This window comes from Rhizobium leguminosarum (assembly GCF_019798305.1).
GTDB classification, from domain to species: domain Bacteria; phylum Pseudomonadota; class Alphaproteobacteria; order Rhizobiales; family Rhizobiaceae; genus Rhizobium; species Rhizobium leguminosarum_U.
In genome coordinates, this window is record NZ_JAAXDD010000007.1 from 100,805 (window position 1) to 120,593 (window position 19,789).

The window sequence follows — 19,789 nt, forward strand, 5'->3', positions numbered from 1 at the left end:
AAGGCGCCGGCAGCACGCGGAAACACGATCGCGTGAAAAGGGTCGCCGGCACGCGAACATATCGCAGCGATATCCTATCTTGCGTCGCATGATCCGCCTTCTTTCCCTTCTGCTTCTCTTCTTCCTATCGCTTGCCGCAGCGGGGCCGGCGACTGCTCAGAGCACGGCTTCCGGCGTCGGCGGGCTTGGCCCGCGTCTCGATTGTGCGGCGAGCAACCCCGCGATGAGGCCTCTCAAGACGGTGATTGTCGTTCGCGACGGACGCGTGCTCAGCGAACGTGGGTTCCATGGTCATTCGCCCTCGGAATCGACCAATATCAAATCCGCTTCGAAGTCGATCATCTCGGCGCTGGTCGGTATCGCCATCGACAAAGGCCTGCTCAACGGGCCGGATCAGAAGATCGCACCGATCTTGAAGGCCGATCTCCCTGCAACTTCCGACCCGCGCATCAACGACATCACCATCGGTAATCTTCTCTCCATGCAGGCCGGGCTCGATCGCATGTCGGGGCCGAACTACGGCCGCTGGGTCTCCTCGCGCAACTGGGTGCGTTTTGCGCTCTCCCAGCCTTTCGTCGATCAGCCCGGTGGCGAGATGCTTTATTCCACCGCATCCACGCATCTGCTTTCGGCCATTTTGACCAAGGTCAGCAGCCGGTCGACCTTGGCGCTGGCGCGCGAATGGCTCGGCCCGGTCGACGGTTTCCACATCGGCGCATGGGAGCGTGACCCGCAGGGCATCTATCTCGGCGGCAATCAGATGTCGATGAGCGCCCGGTCCCTGGTTGCCTTCGGCGAACTCTACCGCAACGGCGGCAAGACCGCCGACGGCCGCCAGATCGTCCCTGCCGACTGGATCGCCCAGTCGTGGCAGCAGCGCACAAACTCGCGCTTCTCGGGCGATGAATATGGCTATGGCTGGTTCACGCGGCAGATCGGCGGCGAGCAGGTGCATTTCGCCTGGGGTTATGGCGGACAGATGCTCTACATCGTGCCGTCGCTCGATCTCACCGTCGTCATGACCTCGGAAGAGAGCGGCCCCTCTGCCCGGAATGGCTACAGGGACTTGCTGCACAGTCTGTTGGCGGACATTATCGGCTCGGTGCGGGCCGCTTGACGACAGCGCCGCGCGTCTTTCAGACGCGTAAAGGACGCTGGAACGATTCATCACCGCGGGATCTGCTCTAGATGTTCTGGTCCATCGTCTCGGCCGGGATTTCATCGGCGCGGTGGATGCGCACGATGGTAGCTGGCACGCCGGCGACCGTGCAATGCTCGGGCACCGATTTGAGCACGACGCTACCGGCGGCGACTTTGCTGAAGGCGCCGATTTCGATATTGCCGAGGATCTTGGCGCCCGCGCCGATCATCACGCCGTGGCGGATCTTCGGGTGGCGGTCGCCGGTTTCCTTGCCGGTGCCGCCGAGCGTGACGTTTTGCAGGATCGAAACTTCATCCTCGATAACAGCCGTTTCGCCGATGACGATGCCCGAACCGTGGTCGAGCATGATGGACGCGCCGATCCGCGCCGCCGGATGGATATCCGGGCCGAAGACCAGCGAAACGAGATTGGCGAGCCAGCTGGCGATCTCCGGACGGCCGGCGACCCAGAGCGCGTGGGAGATGCGGTGCGTCTGCAGCGCATGAAAGCCCTTGAGGTTGAGAAGCGCGTGCAGAAATGTCGTGCAGGCCGGATCGCGTTCGCGCACGGCAACGAGATCGGCCTCGACCTTCCGCATGATGTCTGGGGTCAATGTGGACCGGATGAGATCGAACAGATCACCCGTCTCCACCTGTGCCACAGAGAGCCGCGCGGCCAACACGCGGGCGATGATCTCATAATTGCCGACAGTGTCCGTTACCTCAGCAGTAAGCAGCCGCTGCAATATCGGCTCGCGTGCGGCAAGCTCGGCCGCCTCGGCGCGGATCACGACCCAGACGGATGCATCGCCCAAAGGCTGCGGCTGTTGCCCGGCTAAGCCGAGGCCGGTCGATTTCGACATTCCCGTTTCCTCTGTCAGCCAGGGCGGCGCGCAAAGCGCGCCTGCTTGCGGTTCATGTTTCGCCCGGGCAAGCATTTGGCAAGCCCTGATTATAGTCGCCGGCGCCAATGATAGAGCACATCAGGCTCCCGTTCTTCGTTGTCGGCGCCATTGGTCTCCTCTTCGGCGCTAAGACCGTGCCGTTCGTAGAAAGCGCGAGCGCCCTCATTACGCTGGAACGTCCAGAGCCTGATCTCGTTCATCTCCTCCTTGGCACAGCCGAGGAGTGAAGAGCCGATCCCCATGCCCTGGAAACCGGGGAGAACGTAAAGCTGCTCTATCCAGTTGTCGCCATAGGCGATGACACCGATGAGCCGGTTGCCCATGGCAGCGCCGAGGATCGAGCAATTCGGCAGCAGATGCATGCGCCAGTACTGCTCCTCGTCCTCGGGCGTATGCACATCCGGCAGCCAGGGCAGCCGCTGCCAAAGGGCGACACGTCTGATTTCGGCTGCGGCTTGCATGTGGTCGGCCGTCAGCGTCACGATTTCGGGTTCCGTCAGGGCGTCGTCCATTGCCGGCAGCGGGGCTCAGGCCGAAATATCGATGACGCCGCAGTCGCCGGCTTCGGAGCCGAAGGCGAGCAGCTTGCCGTTTTTGCTCCAGCTCATCGCCGTGATCGCACCCTTACCAGGTCGGCGCAGCAGCGCTTCCTTGCTATCGGCGATGCGCACGGCCAAGATCATGCCGTCGATGAAGCCGATGGCGAGGATATCCTCGAGCGGATGGAATTTCACCGCGGTCGCCATGATATTGGCGCGAGTGCCGAGTTCCAGCGGCGCCTTGCCCATCGGCCCGTCCTTGCCCTGGAAGGGCCAGACGATTGCCGCAGGCGCGCCTGAAGACGCGAGCCACTTGCCCTTGACCGACCAAGAGAGCGATTTCACCTTGGAAGGGTAGCCCGTCATGCGCATGTGGCGGGCTTCGGTGCCGGGCTTGATGTCCAGCTTCCAGCCATGCAGTGCGTTTTCCTGCATCGAGGTGACGAGGAAATTACCATCCGGGGAGAAGGTGACGCCGGTATGCGCACCCTTCCATTCCAGATCGACCGGCTTGGCGTTCATGCCGATCCAGTGCAGTGACACGCCATTGTAGCGCGCCGCCGCCATGCGGAGGCCCTTCGGTGCAAAGGCAAGGCCTTCGACCGTGCGCTCCTCGGGGAATTCCTTGGTCGTGCCGTCGGCAAGGCGCACGAGCGCACTCTTGCCGTAGGAATAGGCAACGGCGCCCTGCGGCCCCGCCGCCACCTGCGAAATCCACTTGCGCGGCGCGGTCGCGATCTCGCTGACGCTACCGTCGGCGGCAATGCGTAGCACCTTGCCATCCTCGCCGCCTGAGATCAGGCTCTCGCTGTAGGGGTCGCGGATGGCGGTGAGCATGCCCTGGTGGGCTTCGGAAACCCTGTCGCCGCCATCCAGCCGGTGGAATGTACCGTTTGCGCTTGCGAAGAAGGGAACATCACCTAAAAATTCGACGGCCAGAACGTGGCCGTCGAGATCAAGCGGTGCAACTGTCGGCATCAGGCGGCTGCCCCGCAGGCCTTGAAGGAGGCTTCGAGCTTCTCGCGGTCGAGTTCGCGGCCGATGAAGACGAGACGGCTCTCGTGCTTCTCGCCTTCCTTCCAGGGCCGCTGGTGATCACCCTCGATGATCATGTGCACGCCCTGAACGACGTAACGCTCGGGATCGTCCTTGAAGGCGATGATGCCCTTGAGACGCAGAATATTCGGCCCCTGCGTCTGGGTGATCTTCTGAATCCACGGAAAGAAGCGCTCCGGGTTCATCTCGCCGCCGCGCAGCGACACCGACTGCACCGTTACATCGTGGATCGCCGACATCGCGCCATGGTGGTGATCGTGGCCGTGGTCACCATGCTGGTGACCGTGATGATCATGGTCATGGTCATGATTGTGGTGGTCATGATCGCAATCGGGGCCGCAGACATGGTCATCATGGCCGTTCTCGAGGAAATGCGGATCGTTTTCTAGCGCGCGTTCCAGGTTGAAGGCGCCCTGATCGAGCACGCGGGCGAGGTCGACGCCCGAGCGGCTGGTCTTGTAGACGCGGGCGGCCGGGTTGATGGCGCGGACGATATCCTCGATTACATCAAGTTCTTCCGGGGTCACGAGGTCGCTCTTGTTGATGATGACGACGTCGGCGAAGGCGATCTGGTCTTCGGCCTCGCGGCTGTCCTTCAAGCGCAGCGGCAGATGCTTTGCATCGACGAGGGCGACGACGGCGTCGAGCTCGGTCTTGGCGCGCACGTCGTCATCCATGAAGAAGGTCTGGGCGACAGGCACCGGATCGGCAAGGCCTGTCGTTTCGACGATGATGCCGTCGAAGCGGCCGGGACGGCGCATCAGGCCTTCGACGACGCGGATCAGGTCGCCGCGCACCGTGCAACAGACACAGCCATTGTTCATCTCGTAGATTTCTTCGTCCGACTCGACGATCAGGTCGTTGTCGATGCCGATTTCGCCGAACTCGTTGACGATAACCGCATATTTCTTGCCGTGATTTTCGGAGAGAATGCGGTTGAGCAACGTCGTCTTGCCGGCGCCGAGATAACCGGTGAGCACGGTAACGGGAATAGGCTTCAGAGTGGAGATCGCGTCGGTCATGAGAACCTCTAGGATTAGGCGTGCGGCCGAGCGGCTTGGGATCGGCTGCTTGAACGGTTGGTCTCATATAATGGCTTGAGCGTGGCAGTTCAAAGGGTTTTATAATGTTATAAGATCACATTGTCTGGCCGGTGCAGATGACCCGTATTCACCGGAGTTGCGTGACGTCGAATGCATCGACATCCTCCAGCAGTTCCACCAGCCCTTTTACCGCATGGGTAATCAGCGCCTCACCTTTCTCTGCCGTTGCGGCCGCAGCATTGCCCGCCACACCTTCGGCATTGAGGTCCGACATCTTCCAGCCGAAGGCGTGCGGCCCGTAGGCGCGCAGATGCTTGAAACGCTCGGCGAATTCCGTCTGTCGCGAGGGGAAGTCCGCCGCCTTCGCCATATCAACCTTATCGGGATGAAGCGCCAGCATCACCGAGGTCTCGATATCGCCGCCATGGATGCCGATCGCCTTTTCCTCCAGCGTGACCACGCCATCCGGCACGCCGAAACGGGTCCAGCTCGTCGCCACCGCCAGCATGGCAAAGCGGACCCGCGCCTCGGTCGCGACGACTGATATGACGGGCGAATTGCCGCCATGGGCGTTCAGCATCACGAATTTGCGGATGCCCTGCTTCGCCAAGCTCTCGGCGATGCCGAGCCAGCGGTTTACCGCTTCGTCGAAGGCAAGCGTCTTCGTTCCTTCAACATCCATGTGCTCTATGGAATAGCCGATGGATTCGGCGGGCAGGAAGGTGACCGGCAGGCCGGCGAGCAAGGCTATCTTCAATCGCCCGGCGATGCCTTCGGCAATCAGAGTGTCGGTTTCGAAGGGCAGGTGAGGGCCGTGCTGTTCATGTGCGCCGAGCGGCAACACGGCGATCAGATGGCGCCCGTCAGGTGCAAAGGCCGGACTGCTGTCCTCGAAGCGCGGCGAAGGTGTCATCATCCGGTCGTTGCCTCTTGTTTATGACGAGATCCTGGGCAATGTCATATCGCAGCGGTGTCGGGGCTTAAAGATCAAAGGGATGGCTATGGGAAAGAAGCGCAAGGACGGCAAAAAAAACAAGTCCAAGAAGAAGGACCAGACCGAGTATACGCTCGTCGATCTCTCCCCGGCTCTGACCCAGGCGGCGCGTTCCATGCGGACGGTGCTCTCGCGCAACCTGCTTGAAAGCGGCCTCTATGCCGGCCAGGATGGTGTCATCCTCTCGCTTGCCGAAAGTGACGGCATGACGGCAGGCGGCCTCGCCCAGAAGCTCGGCGTCAAGGCGCCGACGATGACGCGCACGATCGGCCGCATGGAGGCGCAGGGCTTTCTCGAGCGCAAGCCCGATGCCGAGGATGCACGCCTGACCAAGGTCTATCTCACCGACCTCGGCCGTGGCAGCGTGCAGGGGATCGAGATGGCGGCTTCGGCCTGCGACAGGCTGGCGACGCAGGAGTTCTCCGAGAAGGAAATCCGCAATCTCGTCCGCCTGCTGAAGGCGATCGATGCCAATCTGCAGGCCGAAGCCATTCCTATCGAAGAACCGGACGAAGACTGAAATTTCCCCGAAAGACGAATTGCTTCCACCGATTAAATCTTTTAATTAAACATTTTAAGGGTCGCGCCGGTTTGACGGCGGGGTCTTGTTGCTTGCGTGCTGCCTGGAGGAGGACGCGTGGTCCAGAAGATCAAGCTTTCGACAATCGCCGAAACGCTCGGCATTTCAACGGCGACCGTATCGCTTGCCTTACGCGACAGTCCGCTCGTCGCCGGCAATACCCGGGAGAAGATCAAGGAACAGGCACGCGCGCTCGGTTATATCTACAATCGCCGTGCCGCCAGCCTTCGCACCTCGCGCTCCGGCATCATCGGCGTCGTCGTGCACGACATCATGAACCCCTTCTACGGCGAGATCCTGAAGGCGATCGAAAGCGAGCTCGATCGCAGCCGCCACACCTTCATCCTTTCCAACCATTACGACAATGTCGAAAAGCAGCGCACCTTCATCGAGACGCTCCTGCAGCTCGGCGGTGACGGCGTCATCATGTCGCCGGCGATCGGCACACCGCCGGAAGACGTGCAACTGGCGGAAGAGAACGGCATGCCGGCGATCCTGGTCGCCCGATCGATGGAAGGGCAGGACCTGCCGACCTATCGCGGCGACGACAGCTACGGCATCTCGCTCGCCACCAACCACCTGATCGGCCTTGGCCACCGCTCGATCGCCATGATCGGCGGCACGGACCAGACATCCACTGGACGCGATCGCTACCAGGGCTATGTCAATTCGCTGCGCAAGGCCGGCATCGAGGTCGATCCGAACCTGCGTATTCCCGGTCCGCGCTCGAAACAGGGCGGTTTCGAGGCTGCAGTGCATTTCCTTTCGCTGCCACAGAAACCGACCGCAGCCGTGTGCTGGAACGATCTCGTAGCGATCGGCCTGATGAACGGCATTGCGCGCGCCGGCCTGGTGCCGGGACGCGATATTTCCGTCACCGGCTACGACGATCTCGAGGAGGCCTCGATCGCTACGCCTGCGCTAACGACCGTCTGGAACGGTCAGGCCGAGGTCGGGCGCCTGGCCGCCCGGGCGCTGCTCGATCGCCTTGCCGGCAGCCATGAGCCTGATGGCATGCATCTGATCAAGCCGGAAATGCGCATCCGCCAGTCCACCAGTCCCCATCGGCCCCGCGCCTGAACCAAGACCACCATCCAAGAGGAAAAGCCATGTCCCGCATCGCCATTCTCGTTCCTGGGAAGATACACGAGCGGGTTCTCGAAAGGCTGAAGGATCGTTTTGAGATTATTGCCGTCGCACGCGAGGAGAAGCTTGCGCTGGACAGCGAGACCGCCGGTCGCATCCGCGGCGTCGCCGTTTCCGGTTCCTTCCCGGGCGCCTGGATGGAGCAGCTGCCGCATGCTGAAGTGATCGCCAATTTCGGGGTCGGTTATGACGGCGTCGATGTGAAGCACGCCGCAGAAAAAGGCATCGTCGTCACCAATACGCCTGATGTGCTGAACGACGAGGTCGCCGATACGGCGATCGGCCTGCTGCTGAATACGGTCCGCGAATTGCCGCGGGCCGAAGCCTGGCTGCGTGGGGGCAACTGGAAGCCGGGCACGGCCTATCCGCTGTCGCGCTTCTCGCTCAACGGCCGCCATGTCGGGCTTTATGGCCTTGGCCGCATCGGGCTCGAAATCGCCAAGCGGCTGGAGCCGTTCAAGGTGAAGATCAGTTATCACACACGTTCACGCCATGCCGATGTGTCCTACGATTATCACTCGACGTTGAAGGGGCTGGCGGAAGCGGTGGATACGCTGATCGCCATCGTTCCGAAGACGCCGCAGACGCACAAGACGATCGATGCGGAAATTCTGGCAGCACTCGGCCCTGACGGCATCCTCGTCAATGTCGGCCGCGGCTGGACGGTGGATGAGGAGGCGCTGAGTGCCGCGCTTGCTTCCGGCGCGCTCGGTGCTGCCGGTCTGGACGTCTTCTATGAAGAGCCTACGGTGCCGGCCGACCTGTTTGAGCCGACCAATGCCGTACTGCTGCCGCACGTCGCCTCTGCGTCCGTGCCGACACGCAATGCGATGGCCGATCTCGTCGCCGACAATCTCATCGCCTGGTTCGAGAAGGGTGCGGCGCTGACGCCGGTGACGGAGACGCCGCAGAAGGCTTAGATGGTTGGCACGGCGGACGATGCTTGCCAAGTAACGGATATGGCGCTTCGCGGGCGTCCGGAGTCAGGCAATCGCCTGCGCTGACATGACCGGCAGCTTGGCCGCGGCATAGCTGCGGACCGCGTCGCCGAAAGCGGCGAACAGCTGGTTCGAAGACTTGTCGGTTTCAGCCCAATATTCCGGATGCCATTGCACGCCGACGGCAAAGGCCTTGGCATCGATGACGGAAACGGCCTCCACCGTGCCATCCTCGGCGATCGCTTCCACCTGCAGGCCCGGGGCGGTTCTGGCGATTGCCTGGCGATGCAGTGAATTCACGCGGATCTCGCCCGGGCCGAGAATGCCTGCGATGCAGGAGCCTTCCTTGACATGGACAGTCTGGCGAATGGCGTACATGCCGTCCCGGTCGACACCTTCCGGCCGGCGATGGTCCCAGTTGCCGGGCTGCTCCTGGATCTCGCTTGCCAGCGAGCCGCCGAGGGCGACATTCAGCTCCTGGATGCCGCGGCAGATGGCGAGCAGCGGGATGGCGCGATCGATGGCGCGGCGGATGAGCGGCAGGCTGGTGGCGTCGCGAGCGGGATCGAAGGGGCCGTCCTTGTCATTCGCCTCGGCACCGTAGTGCGAGGGATGCACGTTGCTGGCCGAACCGGAAACCAGCAGGCCGTCGACGCGGTCGAGAATCGCGTCGGTGTCGTAGCCCTCCTCGAAAGCGGGGATCATGAAGGCCATGACACCGGATGCGTTCAATGCGGCGCGCAGATATTGATGCTGTACGGCATGCCAGGTCGCGCCGTCGAAGCTGCGGATATCGGCAGGAATGGCAACGATTGGTTTCGTCATTTCAGCCCCGGTCAAAATCTTTCTTCTCGTCGTTCTTCCGCCTGAACGGCCGTCAAGTCAACGCTTGGCTGTATCAGGTGGCCAAATTGCGACGGAAGCGGCGTCTGCCTTTCCGGTTTTCCGCTAAGCCGCTGATTCTGATGGATAGGTGCGCGTTGCCTTATTGCCGTCTTGATGCCAAAGGCTAATAGACTAAAGCTTGAATCGCGGCTTGCGCCATGCTTAGGTTTGCCCTTGCTGCGGGTAGGGGTGAGATTGGCCGCGCAGTGTCATCTATATGGGAGGTTTTTGATGGATCGTCGTTCGTTTTTCAAGAAGGCGGGAACCGCCAGCGCCGGTGCGGTCGCCGCAACGGCATTGGCAGCGCCTGCGATCGCGCAAGAGAATCCGAAGATCGCGTGGCGCATGACGTCGTCGTTTCCGAAGAGCTTGGATACGATCTATGGCGGCGCCGAGGATATCGCCAAGCATGTTGCCGCCGCGACAGACGGCAATTTCACGATCCAGCCCTTCGCTGCCGGTGAAATCGTCCCCGGCCTGCAGGCCGTCGATGCCGTCGCCGCCGGTACGGTCGAGGCAGCCCACACCACCTCCTACTATTTCGTCGGCAAGGACCCGACCTACGCCATCGGAACGGCCATTCCGTTCGGGCTGAACAGCCGCCTGACCAATGCCTGGTACTATGAAGGCAACGGCAATAAGCTGATGAATGAATTTTATGCCACGCAGGGCATGTATGCGCTGCCGGCAGGCAATACCGGTGCGCAGATGGGCGGCTGGTTTCGCAAGGAAATCAATACGCTCGATGATCTCAAGGGCGTCAAGATGCGCATTGCCGGTCTCGCCGGTCGCGTCATGGAGAAGGTCGGTGTCATCCCGCAGCAGATTGCCGGCGGCGACATCTATCCGGCGCTGGAAAAAGGCACGATCGATGCGGCGGAATTCGTTGGCCCCTATGACGACCTGAAGCTCGGCTTCCACAAGGTGGCGAAGTATTACTATTATCCGGGCTGGTGGGAAGGTGGCCCGACTGTGCATGGGTTCTTCAATCTCGAAAAATGGAGCAGCCTGCCGAAGCATTATCAGGCAGCGCTGACCGACGCCTGCGCTTTCGCCAACACCAACATGCTGGCGAAGTACGACACGAAGAACCCGACTGCGCTGAAGCAGCTTGTGGCGGAAGGTGCGACATTGCGACCATTCAGCCAGGAGATCATGGAAGCCTGCTTCCAGGCGGCGACGGGCATCTACAGCGAAATCTCGGGCACGAACCAGTATTTCAAGAAGATCTACGACGACCAGGCCGCCTTCAAGCGGGACGCCTATCTCTGGATGCAGCTGTCGGAATACACCTTCGATACGTTCATGATGATCCAGCAGCGGGCCGGAAAACTTTAAGCTTTCGCCGTCGACGCTTTAGACGCGTTCAATACCAAAACCCCGGATTTCCGTCCGGGGTTTGCTTTTTGCTGGTCTATTTGGCCGGTGGAGGCGGTGCTCCCGGCAGGCCGTTCAGCGGCGGCAGGGTCAGGCCTGGGATCTGCGGTGAGCTATTGCCGCCGCCGCCCAGCGGCGGCAGGCCGAGCTGGCCGCCGAATCCCGGGACTTCGATCTTGATCGAGTTCGGGTCGACCTTCGGGCCGTGATCCAGCCAATAGGTTACCGATTGCGGCCAGAAGATCACGATCGCCACCAGGATCAGCTGCATGCCGACCCAGGGGAGCGCGCCCATGTAGATATCCGAGGTCTTGACGTCCTTGCTGGCGATCGAGCGCAGATAGAAGAGCGCGAAGCCGAAGGGCGGGTGCATGAAGCTCGTCTGCATGTTGACGCAGATCAACACGCCGAACCAGATCAGGTCGATGCCGAGACTGGAGGCGACGGGTGCCAGCATCGGGATGACGATGAAGGCGATCTCGAAGAAATCGAGGAAGAAGGCGAGCACGAAGATGAAGATGTTGACGAAGATCAGGAAGCCCACCGGGCCGCCTGGTATGCCCGACAGCATGTGCTCGATCCAGCGCGAGCCGTCCATGCCCTGGAAGACCAGGCTGAAACAGGTGGAGCCGATCAGGATCATCACCACCATGGATGTGATGTGCGTGGTCGATGCCATGGCCTCGCGGATCAGCGGCCAGGTGAGGCGACGATTCATGGCGGCGAGCAGCATGGCGCCGACGACGCCGAGCGCGCCTGCCTCCGTCGGTGTCGCAAGGCCCATGAAGATCGTGCCGAGCACCAGGAAGATCAGCACGATCGAAGGCACCATGCCCATCAGCACCTTGACGAGCAGCGCCCAGTTGAAATCGCCGCGCACCTCTTTCGGCAGCGGCGGCATCGATTTCGGCCGGACAATCGACATCACCAGAATGAAGAGCACGAAGATCGTCACCTGCAGGATCGAGGGGCCGATCGCGCCGAGATACATGTCGCCGACCGACCTGCCGAGCTGATCAGCGAGAACGACGAGCACGAGCGAAGGCGGGATGACTTGGGTGATCGTGCCCGAGGCGGCGATGACGCCGGTGGCAAGGCGCGGATTGTAGCCATAACGCAGCATGATCGGCAGCGAGATCACCCCCATGGTGATGACGGAGGCGGCCACCGTGCCGGTGATCGCGCCGAGCACGGCGCCGACGAGGATGACGGCATAGGCAAGGCCGCCGGGTATGCCGCCGAAGAGTTTGCCGGTGCCTTCGAGCAGGTCTTCGGCCAGCCCGCAGCGCTCCAGCACCGCACCCATGAGGGTGAAGAAGGGAATGGCGAGCAGGAGGTCGTTGGAAAGGATGCCGAAGAAGCGCAGCGGCAGGGCCTGCAGGAAGACCTCGCCGAAATGGCCGGTGGCGATGCCGATGATGGCGAAAAACAGGCCGACGGCGGCGAGCGAAAAGGCGACCGGAAAGCCGTAGAGCATGAAGATGACCATGCCCAGGAACATGGCCGGCGGGATGATGCCGAAATCGAACAAATCCGTTTCTCCCAGCCCGCGTTACTGCAGCGGCTTTTCGTATTTCGTGTCGATGCTGATATGGCCTGTGAGGGCTGCGATCCGCTTGACCAGTTCCGAGAGGCCTTGAAGGGAGAGCAGCGCGAAGCCGGCGACGAGGATGAGTTTGACGGGCCAGCGGATCAGCCCACCAGCATTGCCCGATATTTCCCCTTGCCGGTAGGACAGTGCGAAGAAGGGCCAGCACAACCAGGTGAGGAAGACGCATGCGGGAAGGAGGAAGAGGATGAGGCCGACGATGTCGATCCAGATCTTCGCCTTGTCGGAAACCGAACCATAGATCAGGTCGACGCGGACATGCTCGTTGTTGCGCAGCGCATGCGAGGCGCCGAGCATGACGACGAAGGCGAAGAGATACCACTGAATCTCCAGCCAGCCGTTCGAACTGTAGTTGAAGGCGTAGCGGACGATGGCGTTTCCGGCGCTGATCAGACAGCAGAACAGCACCATATATTCGGAAAGTTTGCCCATGAACTGACTGATCGAGTCGATCAGCCGACTGGCGGCCAGAAGTACCGACATTCGCCTCCCCTTGCTCTTGTCCTGCCGGTTTTCCGGCAGCTTTTCCCTCTTGCAATCGATGTAGACCACGGCCTTTGAAATTGGAAGGATAAATGCCTCGCGTTGGAGTATAGTCTTAGACGCACCGGCCGGGCGGCAGGGCCGTCAAATATTTCAACAACCCAAGCGTGGATAAATTATTTCAGTAATCTCGCCGGTAGGCTGCATTAACGCGCGTAGGCTGCGCGGTTCATCCTGTGGTTTTAGAAAATTTGACCAAATCTTTGATTCCATTGAAATCAATTTTTAAAGGGTTGGGCTTAGAATTCCCGCGCACAGGGAAAGTGTGGATGAAGCCAGATAACCCGAACAGGGTCCCTATTGATGTGTATCTGTCGTTTGTGAGTTCCCTTTCCGGGAACCGCATGACGCTGCTTGTTGGCGTGATCGTCCATGTCGCGACGTGCCTTGCAGTGGCTGCCAAGACGCAGTACTCCATCTACATCCTGCTGTCGGTCGCCTTCCTTCTGGTCTTCGGCGCTCGCATGGCCATCTTCCGGCAGTTCGATCGTGTCGACAAGCAGAGCCTATCGCACGCCGGAATCGAGCGTTGGGAGCGGATTCTCGTTGCCAGTGGAGCCTGCACCACCGCGCTCCTCGGTATTGCTAGCGGCTACGCCATCTTTGTGGTCCGCGATTCCTTTGCGGAGCTTGCCTGCATTTCCGTCACCATGGCGACCATGGTTTCCGTCGTCGGCCGCAACTACGGCTCGCGCTTCGCAGTCGACCTCCAGACCTTCTTCTGCTGCCTGCCGATGATCGTCTGCAGCCTGCTAGCGATGGACTTCTATCGCGGCGTGCTGTCGATCTTCCTCATTCCTTTCTGGCTGACGACGCGGGCCATGGCGAATGGCGTGCGCGAGTTCCTCTATGAGAACGTCATCGCACGCCGGGAAATCACCATCATCGCCGACCGGTTCGATACGGCGCTCAACAACATGCCGCACGGCCTGGTGATGGTCGATGCCGAGAATCGCATCCAGGTGGTCAACCGCAAGGCCTGCGAACTTCTGAAGATCGGCGCGCCGGAGCGGCTGAAGGATCGGGACCTTGGCGCCGTGCTGCGCTATGGCGCGCGCTACAGCTTCATGGACGCCTCGCAGCCGGAGCTCATTCTGCGCCAGCTCACCCAAGTGGCAGAAGGTAATCTGTCGCGCACGCTCATTCATTTTCCCGAGGGCCTGTCGCTCGAATTCTCCGCCAGCCGAAGGGCCGACGGCGGCGCCGTGCTGATCTTCGAGGACGTTTCGAGCCGGGTGAAGGCGGAGCAGAAGATTATGCACATGGTCCGCTTCGATGCACTGACCGGCCTGCCGAACCGCCAATATTTCGGGCAGCTGGTGCAGGAGTATCTCGCCAAACATCAAAGGAAGTCCGGGCCGCTCGGCTTCATGGTTCTCGATATCGACGAATTCAAACATGTCAACGACATGCGCGGCCACGTTACGGGCGACCACCTGCTCTGCGCCATCGCCGCCCGCATCAAGCAGGCCTCCGGCAACGCCATCCTCGGCCGGTTGATGGGAGACCAGTTCATCCTGTTCTTCCCGCATGCGAAGGAGCAGGCTTCGCTCGACGTCGAAATCCGCCGCGTGCACGCCGCAATCCAGGGCAATTACGCGGTCGACGAACTGACCTTCCTCGTTTCGCTCAGCGCCGGTTACGCGATTCTCGAAAGTGCCGCGTTTGCGATGGATGAGTGGAGCGTCAAGGCGGATCTGGCGCTGTTCGAAAGCAAGTCGCGCTTCAAGGGCGGCATTTCCGGCTTCGAGCGGGAGATGGATGGCCGCTATATCGAGCAGCAGAGGCTGAAGGCGGATCTGCGCGAGGCGGTCTCGGCGCAGGCGCTGCATCTCGCCTTCCAGCCGATGTTCCGGGCCGACGGTTTGCGGATCGAGTGCGCCGAGGCCTTGGCGCGCTGGGTGCATCCGGAGAGGGGCTCGATCCCGCCCGACGTCTTCATTCGGCTCGCCGAGGATATGGGCATCATCTCCGACATCACCCGTTTCGTCCTGTTCAAGGCATGCAGCGAATGCATGAACTGGCCGGAGCATATCGCCGTCTCGGTCAACCTCTCGGCGCGGGACCTGCGCGATGCCGATATTCTCTCTGTGGTCGCCGAGGCGCTTGCCCATTCCGGCCTCGACGCGGCGCGGCTGCATCTTGAAGTCACCGAGAGCTGCCTGATCGACGAGCCGGCGGCCGTGCGCGCCATCCTGGCGGAGCTCAGATCCCGCGGCATCACCATCGCCATCGACGATTTCGGCACCGGCTTCTCCAGCCTCAGCTATCTCGACACGCTGCCGCTCGATATCGTCAAGATCGACCGCTCCTTCGTGCGCAACATCGTCGAGGATGGGCGCCGTCTCAAGCTCTTGCGCGGCACGGTCAATCTCGCCCGCGAACTGGGTCTGAAGATTGTCATCGAGGGTGTGGAGACCGAGGAGCAGCTGACGCTGCTCAACAAGCACCGCAGTGCCGATCTGGTACAGGGCTACGTTTTCTCGCCGCCGGTCCCTTCCCAGAACATCAGGCTGCTGCAAGAGGGCATCGGCCGCCGCACCGTCCAGCGCCGCCGCAACAAGGTCGCCTGAGCCGCCTGCAAGTGACTGGTTATCCAGCCGAAAATCTTGCGCTCCGTTAACCTTAATAGTTTAAATTCAACGCAAGTTCTTAGATTTTCTTGCCTATGTGCCGCTGGCGTATGATTAATGATCCGTTAACGAGCGGATCGAGAGAATGTCAGACACACTTTTTACGCGTGGCGATTTCAGCAGGAAAATACTGGAAATTCTGGATCACGTCGAATATCGCCGTGTCGAAAGCGGCGAAGACATGGAGGAAGTGGAGCGGCTGCGCTACAAGGCCTACAAGGCCCGTGACGCGCTGTCGCTTGCCCCAGAAGGCCTATTGGACGATGTCGATTTCGACAGCCATGCCTATATATTCGGTCTCTACTATTATGGCGAACTGGTCAGTACGATTCGAATTCACTATGTGACGCCGGAGCATCGTATCAGCCGGTCGGGAGAAGCCTTTCCCGAGGCGATGGATGAGCTTTTGGACGCCGGGCTGACCTTGATCGACCCGGCGCGGTTCGCGGCCGATCCGGAGTTCACCGCCGATATGCCATGGGTTCCCTATCTGACGCTGAGACCCGCCATCGTTGCGGCAGCGCATTTCCGGGCGGACCGCGTTATTCAGTCCGTCCGGCCCCCGCATGCCGCCTTCTACAAGCGGGTTTTCTATGCCGATACCATCGTGCCCGGCCGACTGGCTGAAAGTTACGGGGTTGACGTGACGCTGATGGCGACGAATGTGATCGAGGTCGGGCGCAAGCTGTTGACGCGCTATCCCTTCTTCATCTCCAGCGCCAGCGAGCAGCGCATGATGTTTTCGCGCAATCCCAACGATACGCTGCCGCCGCTCACCATCATTCCGACGGCGCGTTTCGTGCCGCCAGGCGAACTCGGCACCGATCTGCCGCTGTGATCTGCCCTTGCCCCCGAGGGGGAGATGACGTGGCGACGGAAGCAGGCAAAATCAGCCGTCCTTCAGGGCCCGCTCCGGGGCTTTGAGGTGACGGTTGCCACGGGCGCCTGCGGCATTCTCATGCATTGCGCTTTCGCCTGTCATTGTGTAATCCCTGCAGGTAGGGATTACCCTCGCCTAGAGGGAAATTAGGCAGCGCAGAGGCATTTCAGGGAGACAATATTTATGGCCGAACATCATACCGGACCGGTCGAGACCGGTGCGCCAATGGATTACAAAGAACATGAAAAGACCTACGACATGTTCATCGCCAGCGCGAAATACGGCTCGATGCTCCTCATCGTCCTCCTGCTTGCGATGACCGCCGGTTTCTTCGGCGGCGCCGGCCTTCTCGGTGGCCTCTTCGTCTTCATCATTCTTCTCGCCGCCGGCATCTTCCTGTTCCGCTGATCACATAGAATCAGGGTGGTCAGAGCGTCCTTTGTGCGTCCGAAAGGACGCACGGCGCTCTGAGGGGAAGGGGCTTTTCCGAAGCTTTGTGAATGAGGTGCTTGGTCCGCGCAGGTGAGCCTGCGGCGGTCTGGCTGACCCGGAGGAGGGGCAGTTGGGCAATATCGTTTTCGTTGCAAGGGAAATTACGGGCGAGGAGACGCGTGTCGCCGCCTCCGCCGAGACCGTGAGGAAGATGAAGAATTTCGGCTTCGACGTCGTCGTCGAAGCCGGTGCCGGTGCGGCTTCGCGCATTCCAGACGGGGAGTTCGAGGCCGCGGGCGCCAGGATCGGCAGTTTTGCGGATGCAGCCTCCGCCGATGCGGTGTTGAAGGTACGCCGGCCCAGCGGATCGGAAATCTCCGGCTATAAAAGCGGCGCCGTGATCATCGCCATCATGGATCCCTACGGCAATGACGAAGCGATCGCGGCACTGGCAAGTGCCGGGCTTTCGGCCTTCGCGATGGAACTGATGCCGCGCATTACCCGCGCCCAGTCCATGGACGTGCTGTCGTCCCAGGCCAATCTCGCCGGTTACCAAGCCGTCATCGAGGCTGCAGCGGTCTATGACCGCGCCATGCCGATGATGATGACGGCGGCTGGCACCGTGCCGGCCGCCAAGGTCTTCGTCATGGGCGCCGGCGTTGCAGGTCTTCAGGCGATTGCGACCGCGCGGCGTCTCGGTGCGGCGGTCTCGGCCACCGATGTTCGCCCCGCCGCCAAGGAGCAGGTCGCCTCGCTCGGCGCCAAGTTCATCGCCGTCGAAGACGAGGAGTTCAAGGCGGCGGAAACGACCGGCGGCTATGCCAAGGAAATGTCGTCCGACTATCAGGCGAAACAGGCGGCTCTGGTTGCCGAACACATCGCCAAGCAGGATATCGTCATCACCACCGCGCTGATCCCCGGCCGTGCGGCGCCGCGGCTCGTTTCGCAAGCCATGCTCGCCTCGATGAAATCAGGTGCGGTCGCCGTCGATCTCGCCGTCGAACGCGGCGGCAATATCGAGGGCGTCGTCCTTGGCGAGATCGCCGATGTCGAAGGCGTCAGGGTGATCGGTTTCGCCAACATGCCGGGCCGGGTTGCGGCCAGCGCCTCGGCGCTCTACGCCAAGAACCTCGTCACCTTCCTCGAGACTATGGTCAACAAGGAAACCCGGAGGGTCGTCGTCAATCTCGACGACGAACTCGTCAAGGCGACGATGCTGACCTATGCCGGCGACGTCGTTCATCCCGCCTTCGGCGGCGCGAAGAAGGGAGACATCTGATGGCCAGTGAAGCAATGGACAGGGCGCTGGAGCAGCTCGACCAGGCGGTGACCGCAGTGGTCACGGCGGCGGCCCAGGCGCCGGAAGCGGCAAGCGCTGCGACCGGCGGGGCGATCGATCCCTTCGTCTTCCAGCTCGCCATCTTCGTATTGTCGATCTTCGTCGGCTATTACGTCGTGTGGTCGGTGACGCCAGCGCTGCACACACCGCTGATGGCCGTCACCAATGCGATCTCCTCCGTCATCGTCGTCGGCGCGCTTCTGGCGGTCGGCATCTCGACCAGCGGGGTTGCGACCGGCTTTGGTTTTGTCGCCCTCGTGCTCGTCTCGGTGAACATCTTCGGCGGTTTCCTCGTCACGCAGCGGATGCTTTCGATGTACCGCAAGAAGGACCGGTGAGGGACCGATGACCAATATCGCAGCCTTCCTCTACCTCGTCTCCGGCGTGCTCTTCATCCTGGCGCTGCGCGGCCTGTCGCATCCAGCCACCAGCCGCAAGGGCAATCTCTACGGCATGATCGGCATGGGGATCGCGATCCTGACGACGCTGGTGCTGGCGACCCCTGACTTCGGCGGCTTCGTGCTGATCGTCCTTGGCCTTGCCATCGGCGGCAGCGTCGGCGCCTATGTCGCCCGCACCATCCCGATGACCTCAATGCCGCAGCTCGTCGCCGGTTTCCATTCGCTGGTCGGCCTTGCCGCCGTGTTGGTCGCGGCTTCCGCGCTCTATACGCCTGCATCCTTCGGCATTGGCGAGATCGGCCATATTCACGCCGAGGCACGCATCGAGATGGCACTCGGCGTGGCGATCGCAGCGCTGACCTTCACCGGATCGATCATCGCCTTCCTAAAGCTCGACGGACGCATGTCCGGCAAGCCGATCCTGCTGCCTTACCGGCATGTGATCAATGCGAGCCTGCTGGTGCTGATCGTGCTCTTCATCATCGGGCTTGCCGCCACCGAAAGCCATTTCGACTTCTGGGCCGTCGTGGCCTTGTCGCTGGCGCTCGGCGTTCTGCTGATCGTGCCGATCGGCGGCGCCGATATGCCCGTTGTCGTCTCGATGCTGAACTCCTATTCAGGCTGGGCCGCGGCCGGCATCGGCTTCACGCTCGGCAATCTGGCGCTGATCATCACGGGCGCGCTCGTCGGTTCTTCCGGCGCGATCCTCTCCTACATCATGTGCAAGGGCATGAACCGTTCCTTCGTCTCCGTCATACTCGGCGGTTTCGGCGGCGAGACGGCGTCCGGCGGACCCGACACATCAGACAAGACGGTCAAGCTCGGCTCGGCCGAGGATGCGGCTTATCTGATGGCCAACGCATCGAAGGTTATCATCGTGCCGGGATACGGCATGGCGGTTGCCCAGGCCCAGCATGCGCTACGCGAACTTGCCGACAATCTGAAGAAGAACGGCGTCGAGGTGAAATATGCGATCCACCCGGTCGCAGGCCGGATGCCCGGCCACATGAACGTGTTGCTCGCAGAAGCGAATGTTCCGTATGACGAGGTTTTCGAGCTCGAGGACATCAACTCGGAATTCGCCCAGGCCGACGTCGCCTATGTCATCGGCGCCAATGACGTCACCAATCCGGCGGCTCGCGACGACAAGACTTCGCCGATCTACGGCATGCCGATCCTCGACGTCGACCGGGCAAAGACCTGCCTCTTCGTCAAGCGCTCGCTCGGTTCGGGTTATGCCGGCATCGACAATACGCTGTTCTACAAGGATGGCACGATGATGCTGCTCGGTGACGCGAAGAAGATGACCGAGGATATCAACAAGGCGCTCGCACATTGATCGACGCAGA

Annotated in this window: 19 protein-coding genes; 11 read left to right on the forward strand and 8 right to left on the reverse strand. The window is 61.4% G+C overall.

Annotation, left to right across the window (positions count from 1 at the left end):
- Positions 1–88 precede the first annotated feature (88 nt).
- A complete protein-coding gene (locus tag HFO99_RS14090; RefSeq protein WP_222362080.1) occupies positions 89–1,117 on the forward strand; it encodes a serine hydrolase domain-containing protein in 1,029 nt (342 codons plus the stop codon).
- A 67-nt stretch (positions 1,118–1,184) separates the two neighbouring features.
- Here HFO99_RS14090 and cysE read toward each other — a convergent pair whose 3' ends face one another.
- From cysE to HFO99_RS14115, 5 genes are all read right to left on the reverse strand, one after another.
- Positions 1,185–2,003 (reverse strand): serine O-acetyltransferase, encoded by an 819-nt coding sequence (gene cysE / locus HFO99_RS14095; protein WP_222334115.1) that lies wholly within the window; start codon positions 2,001–2,003, stop codon positions 1,185–1,187.
- Positions 2,004–2,092: 89 nt separating this feature from the next.
- Complete coding sequence (locus HFO99_RS14100) at positions 2,093–2,557, reverse strand: GNAT family N-acetyltransferase (protein ID WP_222361842.1); 465 nt, start codon at positions 2,555–2,557, stop codon at positions 2,093–2,095.
- A gap of 15 nt (positions 2,558–2,572) precedes the next feature.
- On the reverse strand, positions 2,573–3,562 hold the full coding sequence (locus HFO99_RS14105; protein WP_222334116.1) for a WD40 repeat domain-containing protein: 990 nt from the start codon (positions 3,560–3,562) through the stop codon (positions 2,573–2,575).
- Positions 3,562–4,662, reverse strand: a complete 1,101-nt coding sequence (locus HFO99_RS14110) for a CobW family GTP-binding protein (protein WP_222361843.1) — start codon at positions 4,660–4,662, stop codon at positions 3,562–3,564. The genes HFO99_RS14105 and HFO99_RS14110 overlap by 1 nt, the downstream gene beginning before the upstream one ends.
- Positions 4,663–4,810: 148 nt before the next feature.
- A complete protein-coding gene (locus HFO99_RS14115; RefSeq protein ID WP_222361844.1) occupies positions 4,811–5,599 on the reverse strand; it encodes a creatininase family protein in 789 nt (262 codons plus the stop codon).
- Positions 5,600–5,684: 85 nt separating this feature from the next.
- Here HFO99_RS14115 and HFO99_RS14120 point away from each other — a divergent pair, with 85 nt between their 5' ends.
- The 3 genes from HFO99_RS14120 to HFO99_RS14130 all read left to right on the forward strand — a co-directional run bounded on the left by HFO99_RS14120 (position 5,685) and on the right by HFO99_RS14130 (position 8,323).
- Positions 5,685–6,197: a MarR family winged helix-turn-helix transcriptional regulator gene (locus HFO99_RS14120; RefSeq protein WP_222362081.1), complete on the forward strand. Its 513-nt coding sequence runs from the start codon at positions 5,685–5,687 to the stop codon at positions 6,195–6,197.
- A gap of 117 nt (positions 6,198–6,314) precedes the next feature.
- On the forward strand, positions 6,315–7,337 hold the full coding sequence (locus HFO99_RS14125; protein WP_024322297.1) for a LacI family DNA-binding transcriptional regulator: 1,023 nt from the start codon (positions 6,315–6,317) through the stop codon (positions 7,335–7,337).
- A 29-nt stretch (positions 7,338–7,366) separates the two neighbouring features.
- Positions 7,367–8,323 carry a 2-hydroxyacid dehydrogenase gene (locus HFO99_RS14130; protein ID WP_222334119.1) on the forward strand — a complete coding sequence of 319 codons (957 nt, stop codon included), beginning with the start codon at positions 7,367–7,369 and terminating at the stop codon, positions 8,321–8,323.
- 63 nt (positions 8,324–8,386) lie between these two features.
- Here HFO99_RS14130 and HFO99_RS14135 read toward each other — a convergent pair whose 3' ends face one another.
- The gene (locus HFO99_RS14135; RefSeq protein WP_222334120.1) at positions 8,387–9,166 is read right to left on the reverse strand and encodes a gamma-glutamyl-gamma-aminobutyrate hydrolase family protein; all 780 of its coding nucleotides are present in this window, start codon (positions 9,164–9,166) and stop codon (positions 8,387–8,389) included.
- A 291-nt stretch (positions 9,167–9,457) separates the two neighbouring features.
- Between HFO99_RS14135 and HFO99_RS14140 the strand changes: the two genes are divergently transcribed.
- Positions 9,458–10,564, forward strand: a complete 1,107-nt coding sequence (locus HFO99_RS14140; RefSeq protein ID WP_017967915.1) for a TRAP transporter substrate-binding protein — start codon at positions 9,458–9,460, stop codon at positions 10,562–10,564.
- Between the two features lie 76 nt (positions 10,565–10,640).
- Here HFO99_RS14140 and HFO99_RS14145 read toward each other — a convergent pair whose 3' ends face one another.
- Both HFO99_RS14145 and HFO99_RS14150 read right to left on the reverse strand, forming a co-directional pair.
- Positions 10,641–12,134: a TRAP transporter large permease subunit gene (locus tag HFO99_RS14145; protein ID WP_222361845.1), complete on the reverse strand. Its 1,494-nt coding sequence runs from the start codon at positions 12,132–12,134 to the stop codon at positions 10,641–10,643.
- Positions 12,135–12,155: 21 nt separating this feature from the next.
- Positions 12,156–12,695 carry a TRAP transporter small permease subunit gene (locus tag HFO99_RS14150; RefSeq protein WP_222334122.1) on the reverse strand — a complete coding sequence of 180 codons (540 nt, stop codon included), beginning with the start codon at positions 12,693–12,695 and terminating at the stop codon, positions 12,156–12,158.
- Positions 12,696–13,024: 329 nt separating this feature from the next.
- Between HFO99_RS14150 and HFO99_RS14155 the strand changes: the two genes are divergently transcribed.
- The 6 genes from HFO99_RS14155 to HFO99_RS14180 all read left to right on the forward strand — a co-directional run bounded on the left by HFO99_RS14155 (position 13,025) and on the right by HFO99_RS14180 (position 19,779).
- Entirely contained in the window at positions 13,025–15,328 is a 2,304-nt protein-coding gene (locus tag HFO99_RS14155; protein WP_222334123.1) for a putative bifunctional diguanylate cyclase/phosphodiesterase, read from the forward strand.
- 145 nt (positions 15,329–15,473) lie between these two features.
- Positions 15,474–16,226, forward strand: a complete 753-nt coding sequence (locus HFO99_RS14160) for an N-acyl amino acid synthase FeeM domain-containing protein (RefSeq protein WP_064249417.1) — start codon at positions 15,474–15,476, stop codon at positions 16,224–16,226.
- A 225-nt stretch (positions 16,227–16,451) separates the two neighbouring features.
- A complete protein-coding gene (locus HFO99_RS14165; protein WP_003552834.1) occupies positions 16,452–16,676 on the forward strand; it encodes an aa3-type cytochrome c oxidase subunit IV in 225 nt (74 codons plus the stop codon).
- Between the two features lie 154 nt (positions 16,677–16,830).
- Positions 16,831–17,979 (forward strand): Re/Si-specific NAD(P)(+) transhydrogenase subunit alpha, encoded by a 1,149-nt coding sequence (locus HFO99_RS14170; protein ID WP_222334124.1) that lies wholly within the window; start codon positions 16,831–16,833, stop codon positions 17,977–17,979.
- Positions 17,979–18,377, forward strand: coding sequence for a proton-translocating transhydrogenase family protein (locus HFO99_RS14175; protein WP_222361846.1), 399 nt, complete (start codon positions 17,979–17,981; stop codon positions 18,375–18,377). The genes HFO99_RS14170 and HFO99_RS14175 overlap by 1 nt, the downstream gene beginning before the upstream one ends.
- A gap of 7 nt (positions 18,378–18,384) precedes the next feature.
- The gene (locus HFO99_RS14180; protein WP_222334126.1) at positions 18,385–19,779 is read left to right on the forward strand and encodes an NAD(P)(+) transhydrogenase (Re/Si-specific) subunit beta; all 1,395 of its coding nucleotides are present in this window, start codon (positions 18,385–18,387) and stop codon (positions 19,777–19,779) included.
- Positions 19,780–19,789: the final 10 nt, after the last annotated feature.